The organism is Rhodopseudomonas sp. BAL398, from assembly GCF_033001325.1.
GTDB lineage: Bacteria > Pseudomonadota > Alphaproteobacteria > Rhizobiales > Xanthobacteraceae > JARJEH01.
Window position 1 is genome coordinate 5,581,101 of the sequence record NZ_CP133111.1, and the last position, 20,472, is coordinate 5,601,572.

The following is a 20,472-nucleotide window of genomic DNA, read 5'->3' on the forward strand; positions in this document are numbered from 1 at the left end:
TGCCCGCAGCCGACTTCTTATATGCCGCGCGTTCATAAGGGACCGGATCAACGTCCGTTGGCCCTTGGGTGAACGCCGTGGCGGGGTAGCTCAGCTGGTTAGAGCACGGGAATCATAATCCTGGGGTCGGGGGTTCGAGTCCCTCTCCCGCTACCACCTTTCCCCACACTCCCCGAACCTTGTTCGGATATGCTTGTTCTCCGAGCAGCGTGTTCAACCGTCCGGCGATTTCGACCATCACCCCGCCTAGTCGTGTCGGGTCTCGGAAAACCGTCACTGTCTCCACAAGCTCTCTGATCGCTTCAGCAGCCTCAGAATCTCCCGCATTGATTCCTTGGGACAAGGCATCCCGCAGAGTGGCGAGCTGCCGTTCATAGCGCGCCAATACGGCCGGGTCACGGCACGCATGCTTGGCTTGCATCCGCTCGAATTTCTGCCCGTTCGGTATTGTGCATCTTCAGGCGCCGGGAACGTCCGAATGGCGCTCCTACTCGATGGCCAATGCGCCCCGCGAGGACCGCATCCTGCAGCTCTATATCCGTCTGCTCGATGGTGGCGCGATGTCGCGATATCTGACCGAGCGGGCTGCGGGGGGGGGATGTCATCCATGCCCGCGGCCCGCAGGCACATTCTGTCTGCGCAACGGCACGCGGCCGCTCCTGATGGTGGCGAGCGGAACAGGCGTGGCGCCGATGGTTTCGATGTTGCAGCAGATGATCGCGACAGCGGACGATTGTCCGGTGACGCTCTCCTTCGGTTGATATTCTGGACCGCGGGATAGATCGAAGCCAAAAAGCCTCGATCAGACTGACCGTGACGTTGTTGCGATAGACGTTGTAGCGCTTGGTCGCCGCCTTTCCGCGGGGGCCGGTGACGCAATCCGGCGTGGCGCGATCGGGATCCAGCAAAGCCGCGCAGAACGGGGCTGCACCGTCCGGCGGTTGCCTGCGGCGCCAGGGGGTGTCAGCGCACGGCCTGGCGCGATTCCGATGCGAATGACTGGGCGTGACGATCAAGGATCGCCTGCGCCGCCGCAGCCTCGGCCTTGAGGACCGGCCAATCGGGTCTATTGCTGTCTCATTCGACAAGGGTCGGGATCGGACCGCAGCGCCCGGCGACGATGTCGAACAGCGACCACACCGCATCGGCGACGGGGCCGTCATGGCTGTCGATCAGAAGCAGTTCACCCTCGTCATCCGACTGTTCGGCATGCCCCGCAAGGTGGATCTCGCGCACCTGTTCGAGCGGGAAATCCGCCAGATAGTCCAGCGCGGAGAAGCCGTGATTGGTGGCGGATACGAACACGTTATTGACGTCGAGCAGCAGCCCGCAGCCCGACCGTCTGGCAAGTTCGCGAATGAAATCGGTCTCGCTCATCGTCGAGTCGCGAAACAGCACGTAGGTGGAAGGATTTTCCAGCAGGATAGGACGGCGGATCGCCTCCTCGTCGTGGCGAAGTTGCGGTGGAGTTTCTCGAACCGTGCGGTCTGGCCCGACGGCCACGGCAAGCAGCGACCGGTGCGATCGCGAGACGGAGCTGAAAGTCGAAGGTGGGCCGAGCGAGCTACCAGACCGATGCCGGTGGTCGGGCCTGCGATACTTGACTGCGAGGCGGAACCGGGCCCGCTATTCAGTTCTCGACGACAGGATCGCCACCAGCGCGGAGAGTTGGCTGATCCGGTAATCCGGAAGATGGCCCAGTTCGTCCATCTGGGTCCGAAGCGCGCGAAACATCGTAATCGGCGCGATCAGATCGCTGCTCAGGCAGGCCTCGGCCATGGCCGTCGGGGTGACACGCTCGATCCACGCCACTTTCAACCCAAAGGCTTTGGCGCCGCTCACGTCGAACGGATTCGACGATACGAACAGCACCTCAGCGGGGGCGACGCCGAGGTTGGCTTCGATCAGTTTGTAAGCCTCGGGGGCCGGTTTGAAGACCTTCTCGGAATCGACACTGATCGTCGCATCGAGCAAGCGGGCCAGCCCGGTGTTGAGAACCAGCGAGTGCAGCATGCCGGGGCTGCCGTTCGACAGGATCGCCAACTTTCGACCCTTGATCGCGGCGAGAGTGGCCGGAACGTCGGGATAGGGAGCAAGATGCGCGTATTGTGCGATGATGCGCTCAAACACGATCGGATCGCTGTTCAAGCCGAGACATCGCAGCGTGTAGGTCAGTGAGTCGCGGGTGATGAGCGAGAAATCTTCGTAGCGCTGCATCAGCGACCGCAACCAGGTGTATTCCAACTGCTTCAAGCGCCAGATCTGGGTGATGATTTCGCCATATCCGGGGAAGGCGTCCTCGGTGACCGCAGCGACCGACTGGATGTCGTAGAGAGTCCCGTAGGCATCAAACACCACAGCTCTAATCGTCACGGGGGCACTCTTTCGGCTGGCTTACGACTGGGAAGATTGATTGATTGTTCGCGTGGGAACGGAGGCTACGATCGGTCAACGCGCATAGCTGCCGATGCGATCCGCCGCGCATCGACGATTGCGGCGGCTCGGCCTGCTCCTATCGGCGCAAAGCGGACGTCGGGACTTTACGGATGTCCGTCGAAGTGACAAAATGAATATTAGCAATGATCGATATCGTAATTCGCGATTTTGGAGGTGTCTGTGAACTTCGATATCGACTGCCTGCGTTCGTTTCTTGTCATTGCCGACACCATGAGCTTTTCGCGCGCAGCCGAGACCGTCGGTCGGTCGCAGTCCACCATTAGCCAGCAGATCGCGAAACTCGAGACCCAGGTCGGCAAGCCCCTGTTGACGCGGCGCAAGGGGCGGGTGCTCGAATTGACCTCGGAGGGTAGCAAGCTCGTGCAGTACGCGCGAAAGATCCTGCAGCTCAACGACGAAGCCTATGCCTCGATGTCCGACGAAGTGTTGAGCGGACTGGTTCGGCTCGGCGTGCCGCTCGATTTCTTCGGGCGTGATTTCACGACCTGGCTGGCGCGCTTCAAGAACAAGCATCCGATGGTCGGCCTGGAAGTCGAAGCCAACCAATCCGAAAGCCTGATGCGGCGTAGCGTGCGCGGCGAGTTCGATCTCGCTTTCTTCAAGCAGGAAACCGGCAGCGGATACGGCACCGTGGCGTTGCGGGAGCAGTTGGTCTGGGTCAGCGGACCGAACTTTCCGGGCGAAGCGGGTGAGTCAGTCCCGCTGGTGCTGTTTCCTGAAGGCTGCGCCTATCGCCGCTGCGCCATCGCCGCGCTGAAGGACCATGCCCGCTCCTGGCATCTCAGTTTCGTCAGTCCCAGCTTCGAATGCCTCAAGACGGCCGCGGTGGAAGGAATGGGCATCACGGTGCTGGCGCGCGCGCTGGTGGCGCCGCCGCTGCGGATCGTCCATCATGGCATGCGGCTGCCGCAGTTGCCGACGGTGGAACTGGTGTATTCGCTCGGCCGGCGCGGCAATTCTCGGCTCATCAGCGAGCTGGCCAATTTTCTGGCAGACAGCCTGATTAACGCCAGGCCCTCGGCGCCGGCGAGCCTGGCTGTGTAGCCTCCACACTCGCAAATTCGGGCGCCGACGTCGCCATGCAACGTCTGCGAAGCTGCAGACGTGAAGTGATCGTTAGCGAGTGATCTGATCGTGCGCGCTATCGACTTCCGAAGTGGCAGGTCCCGAGCCGCATCGACCGTTCATCATCGGCGATGCCGATTGGCATAACCGAATCTTCTCATTTTGCCTGACATGACGGGCGTGCTCAGATTGCTGCAGTGCAAATGACCTGTGATCGCGACCGCGGTCTGCGGCCAGTTTGCTTCTGATCTGAAGGCAACCGTGCGCGCGGGGGCGCTGGGCGTTTGATTTGGGCTGCTTTGATCGCCATCATCGCCATCATCGGATTGGCGGCCCTGTTTCTCAATCGCTTCTATATCAAGGCGAGCCGCGAGCTTGCGTTGGTCCGTACTGGTCTGGGCGGCCAGCGGGTCGTGCTCGACGGCGGCGTGCTGAGCCTGCCGATCGTGCACAAGGTCGCCGAGATCAACATGCGCACGGTACGACTGGAGACCGTGCGCGCGGGCGAGCGTTCGATCATTACCCAGGATCGTCTCCGGATCGACGCGACGGCGGAATTCTACGTCCGGGTCGAACCCACCGATGAGGGTGTTGCGACCGCCGCTCAGGCGCTCGGCAGCAAGGGGTTCCGCGCCGCAGACCTTGCGGACATCCTCGAAGGCAAGCTGGTCGACGCGCTGCTGAGCGTGGCAGCGCAATACACCATGGATTCGCTGCAGGACAATCGCGGCAAGTATGTCGCGGAGGTCGCGGCGGCCCTTTCCGCGCGGCTGAAGCAGAATGGGTTGTTGCTGGAGGCGGTTTCGCTGACTCGGCTCGACCAGACGCCGTTTCATGCGCTCGACCAGGACAATGCCTTCAACGCAGTCGGCATGCGCCGGCTTGCCGAAGTGATCGCGACCAACAAGCGGGAACGCGCCGAGATCGAAAACAATGCCGACGTCGCGGTCCGCCAGAGCCATCTCGACGCCACCAAGCGGCGGCTGGTGATCGACCAGGAGGAGGAAGAAGCCCAACTGGCGCAGCAGCACTCGGTCGAGATCTATCGTGCCCGCACCATGGCCGAAACGGCCGAGGCACAGGCCACAGCCGAAGGACGCCGCGAGTTGGCGCGGATCCAGCGCGATTCTGAGGTGAGGGGTCGGCAGATCGAGCACGACCGCGGCATTCGCGAACTCGAACTGATATCCGATTTGTCCGTCAAGCTGTCGAAACACGATACCGAAATCAAGCTCGCCGCCAAGAAGGCCGAGGAAGCCGCAGCCGAAGCGCTGGCCTATTCAAGCCTCGCCAAGGCCGCCTCGGCGCGCGAGTCGGTCGAGACCGCGCGCGACATCGCTGTTGCCGAGAGAGGCAAGGAACTGGCTGTGATCGAGGCCAGGATGGAGGCTGAGGTCGACGACACCCGGGTCGAATCACAGGCCGGCACCGTGCGTGCCCTGGCGGCTGCGGAGGCCGAAGCGACCGAGACCAAGGCGCGTGCCCTGCTGGCCGAAATGCTGGCGAAGGCGGAAGGCGACGCGGCGATCTTCGCCGCCGAGAACCGGCAGTCGGACCTCATCATTCGAATGAAGACCGACCTCGCCAAGATCGACGCGCTGCCGAACGTCGTGCGCGAGATGGTGAAGCCGGCCGAAAAGATCGACTCGATCCGCATCAATCACGTCACTGGCTTCGGTCCGAGCGCAGGCAGTGCTGCAAACGGTGCGAACGGTCCGGTGGTGAACCAGGTGATCGACGGCATCCTGTCGATGGCGTTGCAGTTGCCGGCCGTGCAGAGGCTTGGCGAGGAAATCGGAATCAACATCTCCGAAGGGATCCATCGGGTCGCTGAGGGCTTGGCGCAGGATCCGCCGAAGTCAGGGAATAGCAAGTCCGCCGACAAGGAATGACATCAGCCGGCTGGGCGAGGAGAGCCTCCAACTCGGCATCACACGGGAGCGACAGATGGTCACCAGCCGCCGAACCTTACTGAAGAGCGCCAGCGCCGCATCTCTCGCCTTGGCAGCGCCGGGGTTGATGCGCACGGCTTGGGCCGCCGAACCGATCAAGATGGCGGCTTTGCTCGACCAGTCGGGCGGGCTCGAATTGCTCGGCACGCCGATGCTCGAGGCGACCAAATTCGCCGTCAAGGAGATCAACGATGCCGGCGGCCTGCTCGGACGTCAGATCAAACTGACGACCTACGATCCGCAGACGACGATTCAGTTCTACACCCAGTTTGCGACCCAGGCGGCGGCCGGCGAGCATGTCGACGTCGTCCATGGCGGCATCACCTCGGCCTCGCGCGAAGCCATTCGGCCGGTCCTGGACCGATTCCAGACCCTCTATTTCTACAACACCTTCTACGAAGGGGGCGTCTGCGACTTCAACACTTTCTGTACCGGATCGACGCCGGCGCAGACGGTGGAAAAGCTGGTGCCCTATGTGATGAAGAAATGGGGCAAGAAGGTCTATGTCGTGGCGGCCGATTACAATTACGGGCAAATCACGTCGGACTGGGTGAAGAAATACGTCCACGACAATGGCGGCGAAACCGTCGAGGTGGAATTCTTTCCGCTCGATGTCACCAATTTCGGCCCGACCATCAAGAAGATCCAGGCCGCCAAACCGGACTTTGTGATGTCGGCGCTGGTCGGCGCTGCGCACATTTCGTTCTATCGTCAATACGCGGCGGTCGGCCTGACCAAGACTATTCCGATCGCGTCGACGGTCTTTACGGTGGGCGGCGAACACAAGCTGGTCGCAGCCGAAGAATCCGAAGGAATGATCGTCTGCTTCGCCTATTTCGAGGAAATAGATACCCCCGCCAACAAGAAATTCGTTGCCGACCTCCGGGCAAATGCGAGCAGCAAGATCAACTACGTGTCGGAAGTGACAGCGCGGTCTTACGAAGGCGTGCATCTGTGGGCTGAAGGCGTCCGCAAGGCAGGGACCACCGACCGCGCCGAAGTGATCAAGGCCCTGCGCAGCCCGGTGAGCTTCGCCGGCCCAAGCGGCACCGTCACCATCGAACCGAAGACCAATCATCTGCTGCAGAACATCTATCTCGCCGAAGTGCGTAACCAGAAGCTGAACATCATCGAATCGTTCCAGGCGCAGCCGCCGACCGATACGCTGCTGGTCTGCGATCTGAACGCCAATCCGAACCAGTCGAAATTCTATTTCGAGAACGGCCTGAAGGCTGCCGGAATAAAGTAGCAGATCGGCGCCACCGGGTCGAACACAGGATTGATGGTTTTGGACTTCTTCCTCGCGCTGCTGTTGCAGATCATTTACGGGATCGCCAACCTGGCTCTGATCGGGCTTGGTCTGGCGATCATCTTCGGCATGATGCGTGTGATCAATCTCGCGCATGGCGAATTTTTGATGCTCGGAGGCTACACGGTCGTCGTATCGACAAATCTGGGCGCCAACATATGGATCGCGATGCTTGTGCTGGCGCCGGTCGTGGTCGGCATCGTCGGCGTCATCATCGAGCGACTTCTGATCAGATTTCTGTATGGCCGGACGGTCGATACGCTGTTGGCGACATGGGGGCTTAGCCTGCTGCTGGTCGGGCTGGTCACGGCGATTTTCGGACCGCAAACCGCGACGACGATTTCTGCACCGATCGGTGCGATCGAAATTGGAGGCTATGCCTCCAGCGGTTACGAACTGTTTCTGATCGTGCTGACGTTCGCCGTATTCGCAACGGTCTACGCGGTTCTCAGATATACCAAGCTCGGGCTGCTGGCCCGTGGCACGATGCAACGAGCAGACATCGCGGCGACCTTGGGTGTCTCCACCAGCCGGATCTACATGATCACGTTTGGACTGGGCTCGGCGGTCGCCGGATTGGCCGGCGGCGTTCTGGCACCGATCACTGGCGTGGTCCCGACGATCGGCGCCACCTATATTGCCAAAGCCTTCATCACGGTGATCAGTGGCGGCACTGCGATCCTCGCCGGCACCGCCGCGGCAGCCAGCTTGCTCGGGGCGATGAACGGTGTCGTAACCTTCCTGACCGGTCCAACCGTCGGCGAGGTCGCCTTGCTCGGCGCGGCGGTGATCCTGCTGCGACTGATGCCGAGCGGCATCACCGGCCGATTCTTTCGAAGAAGCCTATGAGGCGAAGGCACGAGAACATTGCGCTGGTCGTGCTCGGGCTAATCGGGCTCGTGGTGATGTTCGGCGCGCCGCACGTCCTGCAGCTCTTCACCATCATCAATCTGACGACCGCGATCGGTCTGGCGCTGCTTGCTCTCAGCCTCGGACTCGTCTGGGGCCATGGCGGCATTTTGTGTTTCGGCCAGACCGCGTTCTTTGGCGTCGGCGCCTACGTCTATGCGGTGGCGGCGCAGAATTTAGGCGAGACCACGGGCGCGGCGTTGCTGGCGATTGCCGCGGCCGCAGCGGTCGCCGCCATTCTCGGCTACTTCATGTTCTACGGCCGCATCAGCGATGTCTATCTCGGCGTGATCACGCTGACGGTGACACTGATCTTCTTCAACCTGTTGCGGCGAACGTCCGGGCCCGAATACAAGGTCGGCACCGCGCTACTCGGCGGATTCAACGGCACCACCGCGCCGCCGCTCACCTTGCCGTGGGACAGCAGCGTCATGATGCTTCCCCAGCAGGTGTTCTATGTGGCGATGGGCGTGCTCATCATCGCCTATTTCGGTTGCGTCTGGCTGACGCGCAGCCAGTTCGGTCGGGTGTGCATTGCGATCCGGGAAAACGAGACCCGGGCGGAGCTGCTCGGATACGATGCGCGACTCTCCGCGAGTTGCGCACGATCTGGGACGATCTCGCCGACGACCATGCGGTCAACGTCGTCGTGCTGACGGGTGCCGGCGAGTTCTTCAGCGTCGGCGGCGACGTCAAGGCGATGTCGGAGCGGCCGGGCGGCGACGTGCTGGAGGAGGGCGAGGTCCACGACCCGATGATCAGCCGGCGCGGCGTGACCCGGCAGCTCGAACTCGACAAACCGATCATCGCGGCGATCAACGGCGACGCCATTGGGCTCGCCGCAACACACGCGCTGCTGTGCGACATCACCGTGATGGCCGACGACGCGCGGATCGGCGACACCCATGTGTCGCGAGTCGGTCTGGTTGCGGGCGACGGCGGCACGATCATCTGGCCGCTGCTGGTCGGCATCAACAAGGCGAAGGAATTCCTGATCCGCGGCACGCTGCTGAAAGGCCACGAGGCCGAGCGGATCGGGCTGGTCAACCACGTCGTGCCGCGCGCCGAAGTGCTGGGCAAGGCGCGCGAAATTGCCCTCGAACTCGCCAACGGCCCGACCTGGGCGATCCGCTGGACCAAGCTGTCGATCAACCAGATCGTCAAGGATCGGGTCAATATGATGCTCGAGGCGTCGATGGCGCTCGAGCAGGTGACGTTCGAGACCTCCGACCACAAGGAGGCGACGATGTCGTTCAAGGAAAAGCGCAAGCCGAAATTCGGCCAGGCTTAGCCCGGGAAGGGTTGCGCCGTGGCGGCGGACGACGACATCGGCGAGATGCTGCGCACGTCCGTGCGCGGCCTGCTCGGCGCGGAATGGAGCGACCGCGCGGCGCGATCGGCGGATGCCGCGGCGGTGCGCGCGTTCTGGAATCAGCTGGTCGCGCTCGGCATCACGTCGCTCGGCGCGGCGGCAGACGGCGGCGGGCTGCGCGAAGGCCTGATCGTGCTCGCGGAACTCGGCCGCGCGGCGTGCCCGGCGCCGATGCTATCCGCGTTGCTGGCCAATCTCGCGCTGTTGGGCTGCGAACACGAGGCGGCCCGGCAATTGCTGCACGACATCGGCGATGGCACCGCGCGCGTGAGCTTCGCCTTCGGCACCTGCGATCCAGATCCGGGGGCGGGATCGATCCGGATCGAAGGCGCTACCGCCAATGGCACGCTGCGTTTTGTCGAGGCGGCGGATGCCGGCACGCATCTGCTGGCCGCCGTCGGCGCGAGCGAATTGGCGTTGGTGCCGACGACGGCAGCGGGCGTCGATATTGTTCGGACACGTGCGATGGGAGCGCCCGTGCTGTGCGAAATCCGGCTGCGCGACGCGCCGGCAGCGATCGTCACGCTCGACGAGGGCCGGATCGGCGATCTGCTGCGGATCGCCAGGCTGGCGCTCGTTGCACGGGCGCAGGGCGCAGCGCGACGGGCGTTCGATCTGGCGACGACCTACGCCAAGCAGCGCCATCAGTTCGGCCAGCCGATCGGTCGCTTCCAGGCGGTCCAGCACAAGCTCGCCGACGGCCTGATCGCGCTCGAAGGCGTGCGGCTGATCGTCGATCATGCCGCACGCCTACACGACCAGGGGGATCGCGACTGGCGCTATTTCGCCGATGCCGCCGTGGCGTTCGCCGGCGGCGCGCTGCGGCGGGTGTCGCTCGAAACCCAGCACGTGTTCGGCGCGATTGGCTACGCCGACGAGCACGAGGCGCCGCTGCATTTCAAACGGGTGCATCTCGACACCATCGCGCTCGGCGGCGCGCGGCAAGCGAAGCTCGGGCTCGCCGCGCATCTGTTCGACGGCGGCGGCGCGGCGTTGCCGACGTATGATCTCGGCCCGGCCGGCAATGCGCTGCGCGACGAGGTTCGTGGCTGGCTCGATCGCAACTGGGCCGGCGAGCGCAAGGCAGAATTCGACCGCCGGCCGTTCGCGAAGCGCGAGTTCGATGCCGGCTTCGCCCGCGTTATCGGCGCCACCGGCTGGATCGGCCTCGGCTGGCCGGAGCGCTTCGGCGGTCAGGCGCGGTCTCCACTGGAGCAGATCGCCTTCATGGAAACCATGGAGCAGGGCGGAGCGCCGCGGATCGGCGCGGCCATCCAAGCCAACGCCCTGATGATGTTCGGGACCGAACAACAGCAACGCAGCTATCTGCCCGAGATCCTGCGCGGAGAGGCGATGCATGGTATGGGCTATAGCGAGCCGCAGGCCGGCTCCGACCTCGCGGCGCTGCGTACCAGCGCCGTCCGCGACGGCGATCACTGGGTGATCAACGGTCAGAAGATCTGGACGACGACGTGGTGGGGCAAATACATGTTCCTCGCCGCGCGGACCGACCGTGACGCCAAGCCGCCGCACGTCGGCATCAGCATGTTCATCGTGCCGATGGATACGCCGGGCATCAGCATCTGCCCTTCCACCACGATGTACGACGGCAGCTTTGCCAACATCTTCTACGACGATGTCCGGATTCCGCTCGACCATCTGGTCGGTGAGGTCAATGGCGGCTGGAAGGTGCTGACCGGCGCTCTGGCGTTTGAGAGGGGCCTTGTCGGCGGCGGCATCGTGCTGAAGGTCGCGTACGCGTTCGAACAGCTGCGGTGCCGTGTCATGGCTGCGGACGAATCCGGGCAGTCGCTCGCCGACGACCCGGTCGTGCGCGACCGGATGGCGACGCTGGCCTGCGAAATCGAAGTCGGCCGTCAGTTGATGATGCACTGCGCAGAGCTCGCCGCAGACGGTCCGACGCCGCCCGAATACGGCGCGATCAGCAAGGTGTTCTCGGGCGAACTGATGGAGCGGTTCGGCGAAGCCGCGCTCGATATTCTCGGGATGCGTGCAGCGCTGTCCGAGCAGATGGCCGGCGCGATCGACAATGGCAGGTTCGAACAGAACCTGCGGCATTCGCTGATGTGGGTCATCAGCATCGGGACCAACGAAATTCAGCGCAGTTTGATCGCGCAGCGCGCGCTCGGGCTGCCCAGATAGGAGAGATTGATGCCGCAAGACGATGCGTCGGCACCGCTCGCAGGGCTGCGGGTGCTGGATTTCTCGATCATGCTGGCGGGGCCGTATTGCGCCCGCCTGCTCGCCGACGGCGGCGCCGACGTGATCAAGATCGAGCCGCCGGAAGGCGACGATATGCGGCTGCGGGCGCCGCTGCGCGACGGCCACAGCGCGTATTTCGGGCAGCTCAACGCGGGCAAGCGCAGCATCGCGCTCGATTTGAAGAATACCGAGGCGATTGACCTTCTCAAGCACCTAGTCGCGGAGACCGATGTTCTCGTGGAGAATTTCCGGCCCGGCGTGATGGACCGCCTCGGGCTCGGCTACGACGCGCTCCGCGCAATCAATCCGCGCCTGGTGTATTGCTCGATTTCCGGCTACGGCCAGACCGGCCCCGCGGCTGAGCGCGCCGCCTATGCGATGATCGTTCACGCCGAGAGCGGCTTCGACCGATCGTTGATGCGCTACGCAGGCGATCGCGATCGGCCGGCCGCGGGCGCAATCTTTGTTGCCGACGTGCTCGGCGGAATCTTCGGCTATGCGGCGATCCAGACGGCGCTGGTGCAGCGCGCACGGACCGGGGAGGGCCAGCGCATCGACGTGTCGCTGATGGATTGCATGCTGAACCTGATGGTCTACGAATTGCAGGAAGCGCAATTTCCGGTTCACTCGGCGCGCCCGACCTACGGGCCGGTGCGAGCGCTGGACGGCGACATCCTGATCGCACCGATCACGCCGCGGAATTTCGCCGCGCTGTGCGAGGTGACCGGCCAGCGTGAACTTGCCGACGACCCGCGCTTCAACCAGAACGCCAAACGCGGAACCAACTGGTCGGCGATGATGCAGGTGATCGAACAGTGGACCTCGCGGCACACCGTTCAGCAGTGCAAGGAGGCACTCGAGCGGGCCGGCGTTCCCTATGCCGAGTATCGCGATCCGGGAGCGGCGCTGACCGATCCCCATCTCGCGGCGCGGGGATCGTTCGGCACCATCGCGGACGCGGCGGGCGCGTTCAGCGGGGTCAACGCGCCGTGGAAGATGTCGACGGGGCCGACGACGATCGGATGCGAGATTCCGGCGGTGGGCCAGCATCGCGACGAACTGCTCGCCGAGACGCTGGGGCTGTCTGCGGATGCGATCGCAAGGTTGGCGGCCTCCGGCGTGTTCGGAGCGCCGCGGGGCTAGACCGTCCTGCCGGTGCGCGGCGCGGCTAGGTCTCGTCGCCGCCGCCAAGATCCGGCATTGGCGCCTTGGCGATCGCCAGCATGCATTTCAGGAAGCTCGCACGGTCCTCTTTGCCGAGAGGCGCCAACATGATGTCCTGCAGTTCCGCGGCCGACGGGACCACCGCGAGCAGAGCGTCGGCGCCCTTCTGCGTAATCTGAACCTGGATCGAGCGCCGGTCTTCGGCATGCGCGGCCTTGGCCACGAGCTTGCGGGCCGTCATGCGCTTCAGCATTTCGCTCAACGTGTTGCGGTCGCAGCTGATGCGGTCGGCGAGCACCGACGGGGTGAGGGGACCGTGCTGGTACAGCGCCATCAGCACACCGAACTGGCGCGGCGTGACTTCGCTTTGTCGCGTCACCGCCTGGTAGAGCACGTCGTAGCGGGCATCGAGCAACCGGATCAGGAAGCCGATGCCGCCTTCGAGCTGCCAATCGCGCGCAAGCTCCGCAGCCTGCGGCGACTTCGTCGTTTTCTTCTCAGCCGCCATTGTTTCGTTGATCCGAGCAGAGCCCACGCCGAGCGCATGCGGTTAGCAGGTGCAGCACGCGATCACAATCCCCGGAGCCCCTGGGCGGAGGCTAGAGCAGGATGACTCATCTTCGAGACGTCATCCCGCTCCAGCTTGGTTTTCGAGCATGATCTCTTCCGAAAACCGGGACCCACTTTTCGGGATCATGCCCTAAGCAGCTCTTGTAAATCACTCGCAGTAGTAATACGTATACGTATTATAAGCTGGTTCGCGACCAACGAAACCGGCAGGGAGGAAGACTTGGAGCTGCGCGAATTCCTGTCCGTTCCCTATCTGCTCGAGGCCGAAGCGGTCGAAGCCGCGCCGGGGCAGTGGCTCGTGCGCCTTGCCTATCCGGAGCTGCCGGGCTGCACCGCCGAGGGCGCCGTCGTCGAAGACGCGCTGCGCGAGCTGGAGCGGCGCCGGATCGAGACGATCGTCGGCCTGCTCGAAGCCGGCGAGCGGCCGCCGGTGCCACGACCGCCGCTGGCGACGGCCGATCCGCCATGGATTGCGCGCGACCTCGGCCTTGCGGACCGTGTCGAGGCCTTGCTCGGCGAAGCCGCACGATTACCGGACCATCGGCGATGACTCCGAAGGAGAACCAAAATGCTGTCGCATGAAGACAATGAAAGGCTGGTGAGGGTCGGCAAGGGCACCCCGCTCGGCGAACTGTTCCGGCTGTACTGGATTCCGTTCCTGCAGTCGGGCGACCTTGTGGGCGACGGCCAGCCGAAGCGGGTGCGGCTGCTTGGCGAGGACCTGGTGGCGTTCCGCGATTCCGAGGGGCGGGTCGGCTTGGTCGATCAGGCATGCCCGCATCGCGGCGCGCCGATGGTGTTCGCGCGCAACGAGGATTGCGGGCTGCGCTGCGTCTATCACGGCTGGAAGTTCGATGTCTCCGGCGCGGTCGTCGACATGCCGGCCGAACCGGCGCGCAGCCGCCTCAAGGAGCGCGTGCGGATAAAGTCCTACGTCTGCCGCGAGCGCAACGGCATGATCTGGACCTATATGGGGCCGGACCAGTCCGCGCCGCCGCCGCTGCCGAATGTCGAATGGAATCTGGTGCCGCAGCAGCAGGTCCACGTCTCGCTGCGGGTGCAGGAGTGCAACTGGCTGCAGGCGGTCGAAGGCGAGATCGATTCTGCTCACGCGCCGCTGCTGCACGGCCGGCTCGACTCCCAGGGCACCACAAGCGCCTGGATCCAGAAGCGCGACCTGCGCCCGACCTTCGAATGCGTCAAGCAGGAGTTCGGGATGAGCATCGCGGCGCGGCGCAACTACGACGCCAACACGCTGTACTGGCGCGTCAACCAGTTCATGCTGCCGTTCTACACGCTGGTGCCGCCGCTGTCGCCGTTTCCCGATCTCAGCGGTCACGCCTGGGTGCCAATCGACGACGAGAACACGCTGTGCATCATGTTCTCGTATCACCCGTCCGAGCCGTTGCGCGACAAGACCCGGCAGATCTTTGCCGAAGGCCACAACGGCCGTGAAAGTGGCCACGCCAGCCGCCACGCGCTGGTCCAGCATCCGGTGACCGTGCCGTATGCCGGCTATTGGACCAAGTACAATCCGCAAAACGGCTTCCAGTTCGACTTCGAGGCGCAACAGACCACTTGGTTTTCCGGCCTCCCCGGGCTGTGGGTGCAGGACGGGGCCTGCCAGAGCGGGGTGTCGCCGATCTTCGACCGCACCAGGGAGAACCTCTGCGCCAGCGACACCGGCATCGCGATGACGCGGCGGTTCATTCTCGAAGCGCTGGGGGCCTATCGCGATCACGGTACCAAGCCGAAGGGAGTCACCGATCCCGACGTGTTCATGGTGCGGGCGGTGTCGATGCGACTGCCGCCGGAGGATTCGTGGGTCGATGTCGGCGCGCCGTTCATGCGCGCGCAACTCGGCGCCGATTTCGGCTACGAGGTTTGACGCGGCGATGCAGGCGACGCCATCGTCCATGACCCGGCCTGACCAGCCCGGCGCCGTCACCGAAGTCCGCGTCAGGCGGATCGGCTACGAGGCCGAGACGATCAATTCCTACGAACTGACCGCGCCGAACGGGGCCGAGCTGCCGCCGTTCACCGCCGGCAGTCACATCGATCTGCATCTGCCGAACGGCATGATCCGCAGCTATTCGCTGCTCAACGATCCGCGCGAGCGGAATCGCTACGTCATCGCGGTGAACAACCACGCCGACAGCCGCGGCGGCTCGCGCTACATCCACGGCAGTCTCATGGCCGGGGCCCTGCTGATGGTGTCGTTGCCGCGCAACAATTTCGCGCTGCACGAAGACGCCGCGCATTCCGTGCTGATCGCCGGCGGGATCGGGATCACCCCGCTGCTGTCGATGATCCGCCGGCTCGAGGCGCTCGGAAAGCCCTGGGAGCTGTTTTACGCGGCGCGCAAGCGGAGTGCGGCGGCGTTTCTCGACGAGCTGTCGGCGCTGCGCGACAATATCCATCTCGCTCTGCACGTCGATTTCGACGACGAGCGCGGCGGCCGGCTGTTCGATCTGGCGGCGATCGTCGGCAACGTCCGCGCCGACGCGCATTTGTATTGCTGCGGCCCGCTGCCGATGCTGGCGGCGTTCGAAGCTGCCGCCGCCGGCCGGCCGCGCGAGCAGGTCCACGTCGAATATTTTCAGGCCAAGGACGCCCCGGCGCTCGACGGCGGGTTCGAGGTCACGCTGGCGCGCAGTCGACGCACCGTTGCGGTCGAGCCCGGCAAGACCATTCTGGACGCGCTGCTCGATGCCGGCATCGCGGCGAATTACTCTTGTGCGGAAGGCGTCTGCGGCACCTGCGAGACCCTCGTGCTCGAAGGCATTCCCGACCACCGCGACCAGTTTCTCAGCGACGAGGAGCGCGCCGCCAACCGGACCATCATGATCTGCTGCTCGGGCGCCAAATCCGGCAGGCTGGTTCTTGACCTTTAAACAACCACAACAAGTATCGAGCTGGAGGATGCACGAGATGACGAACCTGATCCTGTCGACCCGAGCGTGCCGGTGGTCTCGATGCTAGACCGGATCGTGGCGGAGTTTCCCGAGCATACGCCGCGGCTGCCGGCCGCCCCGACAGCCCTCGGCGGCGTCCGCGTCGTCGACTTCTCGCACTTCATCGCCGGGCCGTTCGCGACCACGATCCTCGCCGACATGGGCGCCGACGTGATCAAGATCGAGGCGCCGGGGCGAGGCGACGATTTGCGCCGCTATCCGCCGGTGCATCCGGAGCTGGCGCACGGCGCGCCGTTCCAGTGGACTAACCGCAACAAGCGCAGCGTCGCGCTGGATCTCAAATCGCCAAGCGGTGTCGCGATCGCGCGCGAGCTGATCGCGACCGCCGACGTCGTGGTCGAGAATTTTTCCACCGGGGTGATGGCGCGGTTCGGACTGGACTATGACGGCTGCCGTCAAATCAAGCCGGACATCGTCTACTGCTCGGTGTCCGCCTACGGCCGCAGCGGGCCGTTCGCGGACCGGCTTGGATTCGATCCGATCGCACAGGTCGAGAGCGGCTTCGTGTCGATGAACGGCTATGCCGATCGCGCGGGTGTCCGCGCGCTGTCGCCGGTGATGGACATTTCGACCGCGATGATGGCCTGCAACGCGATCCTCGGCGCGCTGGTGGCGCGACAGCGGACCGGCGAGGGCCAGGCGATCGAGGTGTCGCTGTTCGACACCGCGGTGACGATGACCGGTTACGCCAGTATGCAGCAATTGTTCAGCGGCGCCGATCCGCAGCGCAACGGCAACACCAGTCCCGACACCTGTCCGTCGGGCGTGTTCCAGGCCAGCGACTGCGCATTCTACATCAATTGCGGCAACGACAAGATCTTCCAGCGCCTGATGGGGCAGGTGATCGGCCGCCCCGACCTCGCGCAGGCGACGGACTACGCGACCGGCCCGGATCGTGTCCGTCGCCGCGACGAGCTGTTCGCCATCCTCGGCGACGCGTTCGCGCAGCAGCCATGGGCGCATTGGCAGGCGCGGATGCGCGCGGCCGGCGTGCCGCACGGGCAGCTTCGCAGCGTCGGCGAGGCGATCCGCTCGCCGGAAGCCCGCGACCGCGGCCTCGTCACCCGCATCCGGCACGACGGCGTCGGCTGGGTGCCGAACGTGGCCTCGCCGATCCGCTATTCGGGCACGCCGCTGGTCGATCCGGTGTCGGCACCGACGGTCGGTCAGCACACCGAAACCGTGCTGCGCGAACTGCTCGGCTACGACGACGCCGGGCTGGCAGAGCATGCCGCGGCCGGCGCGTTCGGCGCCGAAGCGCCGCCCGCATCGCCGCAGGCCACGCGGCGGTGACGTCGCGCACGCTGCGCGGCCGGTCGCGATCGTCGGTATCGTCGAGACCGACAATTTCCGTCATGGCGTTCGCCCGACGCCGAATTCAAGCTGGCGCTTCGTGCGCCCAGCCGCGCGGCGTGGTGGGTTGGGATGGGCTAAGGGGGATCATTGGATCCTCAGAGCGATCTTGCCGAAGTGGCGCCCCTCGGCCAGATAGCCGAGGGCATCCGGGAACGATTCCAGACCGTCGAACACATGGTCAATGACAGGCCGCAAGGCGTGCCGGACGATTGCCTTGTTCATGCTCTCGAACACGGATCGCGGACCGACGGCGACGCCCTGCATCCGCACGGTGCGCATGAAGGTGGTGACCACGTTGAAATCGGGCGCGATATTGCCGGTCACAGATCCGACGAGCATCACATCGCCGCCGCGCCGGACGGCGCGCAGCGACTGGGATAGCGTCGCGGCGCCGCCGAGCTCGATGACCCGGTCAGCGCCCGGATCGCCGAAGATCCGCTTCGCGGTTTCGCCCCAGCGAGGGTCGTCTGCGTAGTTGATCAAATGCTCGGCGCCCATGGCGCCCGCACGCTCCAGCTTCGCCGGATCCTTGGAGGTAATGGCCACCTCCGCGCCGCCCGCGACGGCGAACTGCAGAGCAAAGAGTGCGACGCCGCCTGTGCCTAACACCAGGACTTTGTCGCCCGGCTTGGTGTTCGCTAGGCCATAGAGCGCGTTCCATGCGGTCACCGCGGCGCAGGGCAGACACGCGGCCTCCACGTCGTCCAAGTGCGCCGGGACCTCCACCAAGTCAGGCTCGTCGAACAGCGCTTCTTCTGCGAGCACGCCCTGGCTAGGCCCCCCGCGTGGGCCGCCTTCGGTCGATTCGCCGCCGCTGGCCACCCAGCCCGGCACGTGGATCGGTAGAACTCTTGCGCCGACTTGGAAGCGCCTTGCCTGGGGTCCGGCGGCGATGATCTCGCCGACGCCGTCGGACACCGGGGTTAGGGGCAAACGCATTTTCGGATCGTATCGGCCGTCAACGACGAGAAGATCTCGGAAGTTGAGCGAGACAGCACGCATCCGCACGACCACCTGGCGAGGCCCGGGAACCGGCGTCGGCTTCTCCTCGATGGAGAGCCCGCCCACCCCCCAGGAATTGATCTGGACTACTCGACCCATTAGCCACCCCCGTTGCTGTTATGCGTGGACGCCGGTGCGTTCAGTCGGCGACGAGAACCGCCTTCCGAAGCTGCAGAGCGTCCGGTCCCTGCAGCGCCGTGCAAACCATTGCGTCGAAGGTGTTCATAAGGTGGGAGTGCTCTGATGGAGGAGCGTTCGCAGCGCCGCGCTGAACTCGGGGGCGGACTCGACCTGAGGATAGTGGCCCAGACCAGCCAGGCCAACGCGGCGGGCGGCGGGCAGGTCAGTCTCTGCGTGCGCCAAGATGTGCGCGCCGGAGATCGGATCGGCGAGGCCATAGATGAAGCCGATCGGCGTAGACGTCTGGCGCATCGCGGCGACCCAGCTCGCCCCAAGCTCGGCTCGTTCCGCCATGTAGATCAGCTGCTCCGGCCAAAGATGTTGGCCCTCCTTCCGAGAGATCGCCTTCCACATATCATCTATCCGATCGGCGGTCGGAGGACGCGCCGGGAACAGCGCCGGCAGGGATGCCGCCAGCGTCTCTCGGGTGATCTGCCGGGCCAGGAGCTTTCCGTGAGCCTGATCTACGAGGGCCAGCTGGGTGGGCGTCGGCCGATAGAGCTCGGCATAGACCGATGAATTGGAGAAGATAGCTTGCTCGATCTCCAGGGACGCTTGGCCGTACAGCCCCCGATGTAGCAACTGCTGCAGCAGGATGCCTCCAAGGTCGTGTCCGATCACCGTGGCTTTGTAGACGTCCAAGCTTCGAAGAATCTTCAACGCGCGGTCAGTCTGAACGATCGAGGAATAGTTCGCGTTCTGAGGTTTGTCGGATGCGCCGTAGCCGAGGTGGTCGAAGGTGACGCACCGGAAGTCGTGGGCGAGGTCGGCGATGACCTCCGCCCAGTCGTGGGACGACGTCGGGAAGCCGTGCAGGAACACGAGCGTCGGCCCAGCGCCCCTGACTTGGGTGAAGATTCGATGCCCCTCAAGATCAATGAAGTTCCCATCGGCCCACCACTCTTGAAGCCTGATCACGCGCGTCCCCTCACTCGGATGGCAATCTTTCCCTGCTGCTCGCCGCTCGCGAGGCGCGCAAACGCCTGGGGCGCGTCTTCAAAGCCGAAGACGCTGTCGATCAAGGCGTGGATTCCATTCTGGTCCAAGAAGCGGAGCAGGTCCTCGAAGCTTGTCCGCGAGCCAACCGTCACCCCTCGCACAGTCAGATTCTTCGTGATCATTTGCCCCAGATTGACCTCAGGCGTGGCGCCACCGAGGTAGCCGATAGAGACAATCCGGCCGTTCTGGGCTGCCGCTCCGAGCGATCGTGGAATTGTGCTCTGTCCCCCGACGTCCAGGATCAAATCGGCGCCTTTCTGCTGAGTCAGATCGAGAACTGCGCCGCTCCAATCGGGCGTCGTCGTGCTGTCGATGAGGATCGACGCGCCGAGCTTGCGGGCTGTCTCAAGCTTCTGAGCCGACCTTGAGACGGCTATGACTTGCAGCCCGGAGGCAGCAGCGATCTGGATGGCGAATGTCGATACGCCTCCCGAGCCTTGGACCAGAACGGTGTCGCCCGGGCGCGCCTCGCCTTTTTCGAACAGTGCACACCATGCGGTGAGCGCCGCGATAGGGAGGGCGGCGCATTCATCGTCCGTGAAGCTGGCCGGGGCCGCCACGACGGCGTCTTGCGGAAACACCCTTTGCTCGCAGAGCACGCCGTCCAGAGGCGATCCAAGCGTGTTCCGTCGGTCAGAGGGCCGACTGGGACCTCGGTCCCAGGTCTGCATATAGCAGCCAATTACCCGGTCTCCGACTTTCCACTTCGTCACCCCAGCGCCGATCGCCGACACCGTCCCGACGGCGTCTGAGGCCGGGATCATCGGGAGCCGCTGGCTTGGCGCGTACAATCCGGCCGCGATAGCGAGATCTCGAAAGTTTAGGGTGACCGCGGCGATGTTGACCAGCACCTCGCCCGCGCCAGGCGCCGGGGGCGGCCGATCGGCAAGGGCCAGACTCGCAATGTCAAAAGCCCGCAATTCCCATACCCGCATGCAG

At 64.5% G+C, this 20,472-nt stretch carries 18 protein-coding genes, 1 tRNA gene and 1 pseudogene; 14 read left to right on the forward strand and 6 right to left on the reverse strand.

Going from position 1 to position 20,472, the window contains the following annotated elements; genetic code table 11:
- The first annotated feature begins 79 nt into the window (after positions 1–79).
- Positions 80–156, forward strand: a tRNA-Met gene (locus tag RBJ75_RS26275).
- 338 nt (positions 157–494) lie between these two features.
- Complete coding sequence (locus RBJ75_RS26280) at positions 495–761, forward strand: hypothetical protein (protein ID WP_411194485.1); 267 nt, start codon at positions 495–497, stop codon at positions 759–761.
- A 202-nt stretch (positions 762–963) separates the two neighbouring features.
- On the opposite strand, the pseudogene RBJ75_RS26290 reads toward RBJ75_RS26280, so the two are convergent.
- Positions 964–1,446, reverse strand: a pseudogene (locus RBJ75_RS26290) (DUF692 family multinuclear iron-containing protein); the annotation flags it as partial.
- A gap of 180 nt (positions 1,447–1,626) precedes the next feature.
- Positions 1,627–2,373: a haloacid dehalogenase type II gene (locus RBJ75_RS26295; protein WP_044414018.1), complete on the reverse strand. Its 747-nt coding sequence runs from the start codon at positions 2,371–2,373 to the stop codon at positions 1,627–1,629.
- A 243-nt stretch (positions 2,374–2,616) separates the two neighbouring features.
- Here RBJ75_RS26295 and RBJ75_RS26300 point away from each other — a divergent pair, with 243 nt between their 5' ends.
- The 8 genes from RBJ75_RS26300 to RBJ75_RS26335 all read left to right on the forward strand — a co-directional run bounded on the left by RBJ75_RS26300 (position 2,617) and on the right by RBJ75_RS26335 (position 12,430).
- Positions 2,617–3,501 (forward strand): LysR substrate-binding domain-containing protein, encoded by an 885-nt coding sequence (locus RBJ75_RS26300; RefSeq protein WP_044414039.1) that lies wholly within the window; start codon positions 2,617–2,619, stop codon positions 3,499–3,501.
- Positions 3,502–3,821: 320 nt separating this feature from the next.
- Positions 3,822–5,414, forward strand: a complete 1,593-nt coding sequence (locus tag RBJ75_RS26305; RefSeq protein ID WP_160297946.1) for a flotillin family protein — start codon at positions 3,822–3,824, stop codon at positions 5,412–5,414.
- A gap of 55 nt (positions 5,415–5,469) precedes the next feature.
- Positions 5,470–6,723 (forward strand): ABC transporter substrate-binding protein, encoded by a 1,254-nt coding sequence (locus RBJ75_RS26310; protein ID WP_044414012.1) that lies wholly within the window; start codon positions 5,470–5,472, stop codon positions 6,721–6,723.
- Between the two features lie 39 nt (positions 6,724–6,762).
- On the forward strand, positions 6,763–7,632 hold the full coding sequence (locus RBJ75_RS26315) for a branched-chain amino acid ABC transporter permease (RefSeq protein WP_152647767.1): 870 nt from the start codon (positions 6,763–6,765) through the stop codon (positions 7,630–7,632).
- Complete coding sequence (locus RBJ75_RS26320) at positions 7,629–8,348, forward strand: ABC transporter permease subunit (protein WP_080901104.1); 720 nt, start codon at positions 7,629–7,631, stop codon at positions 8,346–8,348. Before RBJ75_RS26315 ends, RBJ75_RS26320 begins: the two co-directional genes overlap by 4 nt.
- Positions 8,291–8,983: an enoyl-CoA hydratase/isomerase family protein gene (locus tag RBJ75_RS26325; protein WP_234707446.1), complete on the forward strand. Its 693-nt coding sequence runs from the start codon at positions 8,291–8,293 to the stop codon at positions 8,981–8,983. Before RBJ75_RS26320 ends, RBJ75_RS26325 begins: the two co-directional genes overlap by 58 nt.
- Positions 8,984–9,001: 18 nt before the next feature.
- Positions 9,002–11,227, forward strand: a complete 2,226-nt coding sequence (locus RBJ75_RS26330) for an acyl-CoA dehydrogenase (RefSeq protein WP_234707445.1) — start codon at positions 9,002–9,004, stop codon at positions 11,225–11,227.
- Positions 11,228–11,236: 9 nt separating this feature from the next.
- Positions 11,237–12,430, forward strand: a complete 1,194-nt coding sequence (locus tag RBJ75_RS26335) for a CaiB/BaiF CoA transferase family protein (RefSeq protein WP_044414031.1) — start codon at positions 11,237–11,239, stop codon at positions 12,428–12,430.
- Positions 12,431–12,455: 25 nt separating this feature from the next.
- On the opposite strand, the gene RBJ75_RS26340 is transcribed toward RBJ75_RS26335, so the two are convergent.
- Positions 12,456–12,959, reverse strand: coding sequence for a MarR family winged helix-turn-helix transcriptional regulator (locus RBJ75_RS26340; protein ID WP_044414004.1), 504 nt, complete (start codon positions 12,957–12,959; stop codon positions 12,456–12,458).
- Positions 12,960–13,241: 282 nt separating this feature from the next.
- On the opposite strand from RBJ75_RS26340, the gene RBJ75_RS26345 reads away from it, so the two are divergent.
- The 4 genes from RBJ75_RS26345 (at position 13,242) to RBJ75_RS26360 (ending at position 17,289) form a co-directional block, all read left to right on the forward strand.
- Positions 13,242–13,571 (forward strand): hypothetical protein, encoded by a 330-nt coding sequence (locus RBJ75_RS26345; RefSeq protein ID WP_044414001.1) that lies wholly within the window; start codon positions 13,242–13,244, stop codon positions 13,569–13,571.
- Positions 13,572–13,589: 18 nt separating this feature from the next.
- Positions 13,590–14,909, forward strand: a complete 1,320-nt coding sequence (locus RBJ75_RS26350; RefSeq protein WP_044413998.1) for a Rieske 2Fe-2S domain-containing protein — start codon at positions 13,590–13,592, stop codon at positions 14,907–14,909.
- A gap of 28 nt (positions 14,910–14,937) precedes the next feature.
- The gene (locus RBJ75_RS26355) at positions 14,938–15,915 is read left to right on the forward strand and encodes a PDR/VanB family oxidoreductase (RefSeq protein WP_044414027.1); all 978 of its coding nucleotides are present in this window, start codon (positions 14,938–14,940) and stop codon (positions 15,913–15,915) included.
- Between the two features lie 81 nt (positions 15,916–15,996).
- On the forward strand, positions 15,997–17,289 hold the full coding sequence (locus RBJ75_RS26360) for a CaiB/BaiF CoA transferase family protein (RefSeq protein ID WP_044414024.1): 1,293 nt from the start codon (positions 15,997–15,999) through the stop codon (positions 17,287–17,289).
- A 147-nt stretch (positions 17,290–17,436) separates the two neighbouring features.
- Here the strand turns inward: RBJ75_RS26360 and RBJ75_RS26365 are convergent, their stop codons facing one another.
- The 3 genes from RBJ75_RS26365 to RBJ75_RS26375 all read right to left on the reverse strand — a co-directional run bounded on the left by RBJ75_RS26365 (position 17,437) and on the right by RBJ75_RS26375 (position 20,468).
- Positions 17,437–18,453: a zinc-dependent alcohol dehydrogenase family protein gene (locus RBJ75_RS26365; RefSeq protein WP_044413995.1), complete on the reverse strand. Its 1,017-nt coding sequence runs from the start codon at positions 18,451–18,453 to the stop codon at positions 17,437–17,439.
- A 123-nt stretch (positions 18,454–18,576) separates the two neighbouring features.
- Positions 18,577–19,452 (reverse strand): alpha/beta fold hydrolase, encoded by an 876-nt coding sequence (locus RBJ75_RS26370; RefSeq protein ID WP_044413992.1) that lies wholly within the window; start codon positions 19,450–19,452, stop codon positions 18,577–18,579.
- Positions 19,449–20,468, reverse strand: coding sequence for a zinc-dependent alcohol dehydrogenase family protein (locus tag RBJ75_RS26375; protein ID WP_044414021.1), 1,020 nt, complete (start codon positions 20,466–20,468; stop codon positions 19,449–19,451). The genes RBJ75_RS26370 and RBJ75_RS26375 overlap by 4 nt, the downstream gene beginning before the upstream one ends.
- Positions 20,469–20,472 lie beyond the last annotated feature (4 nt).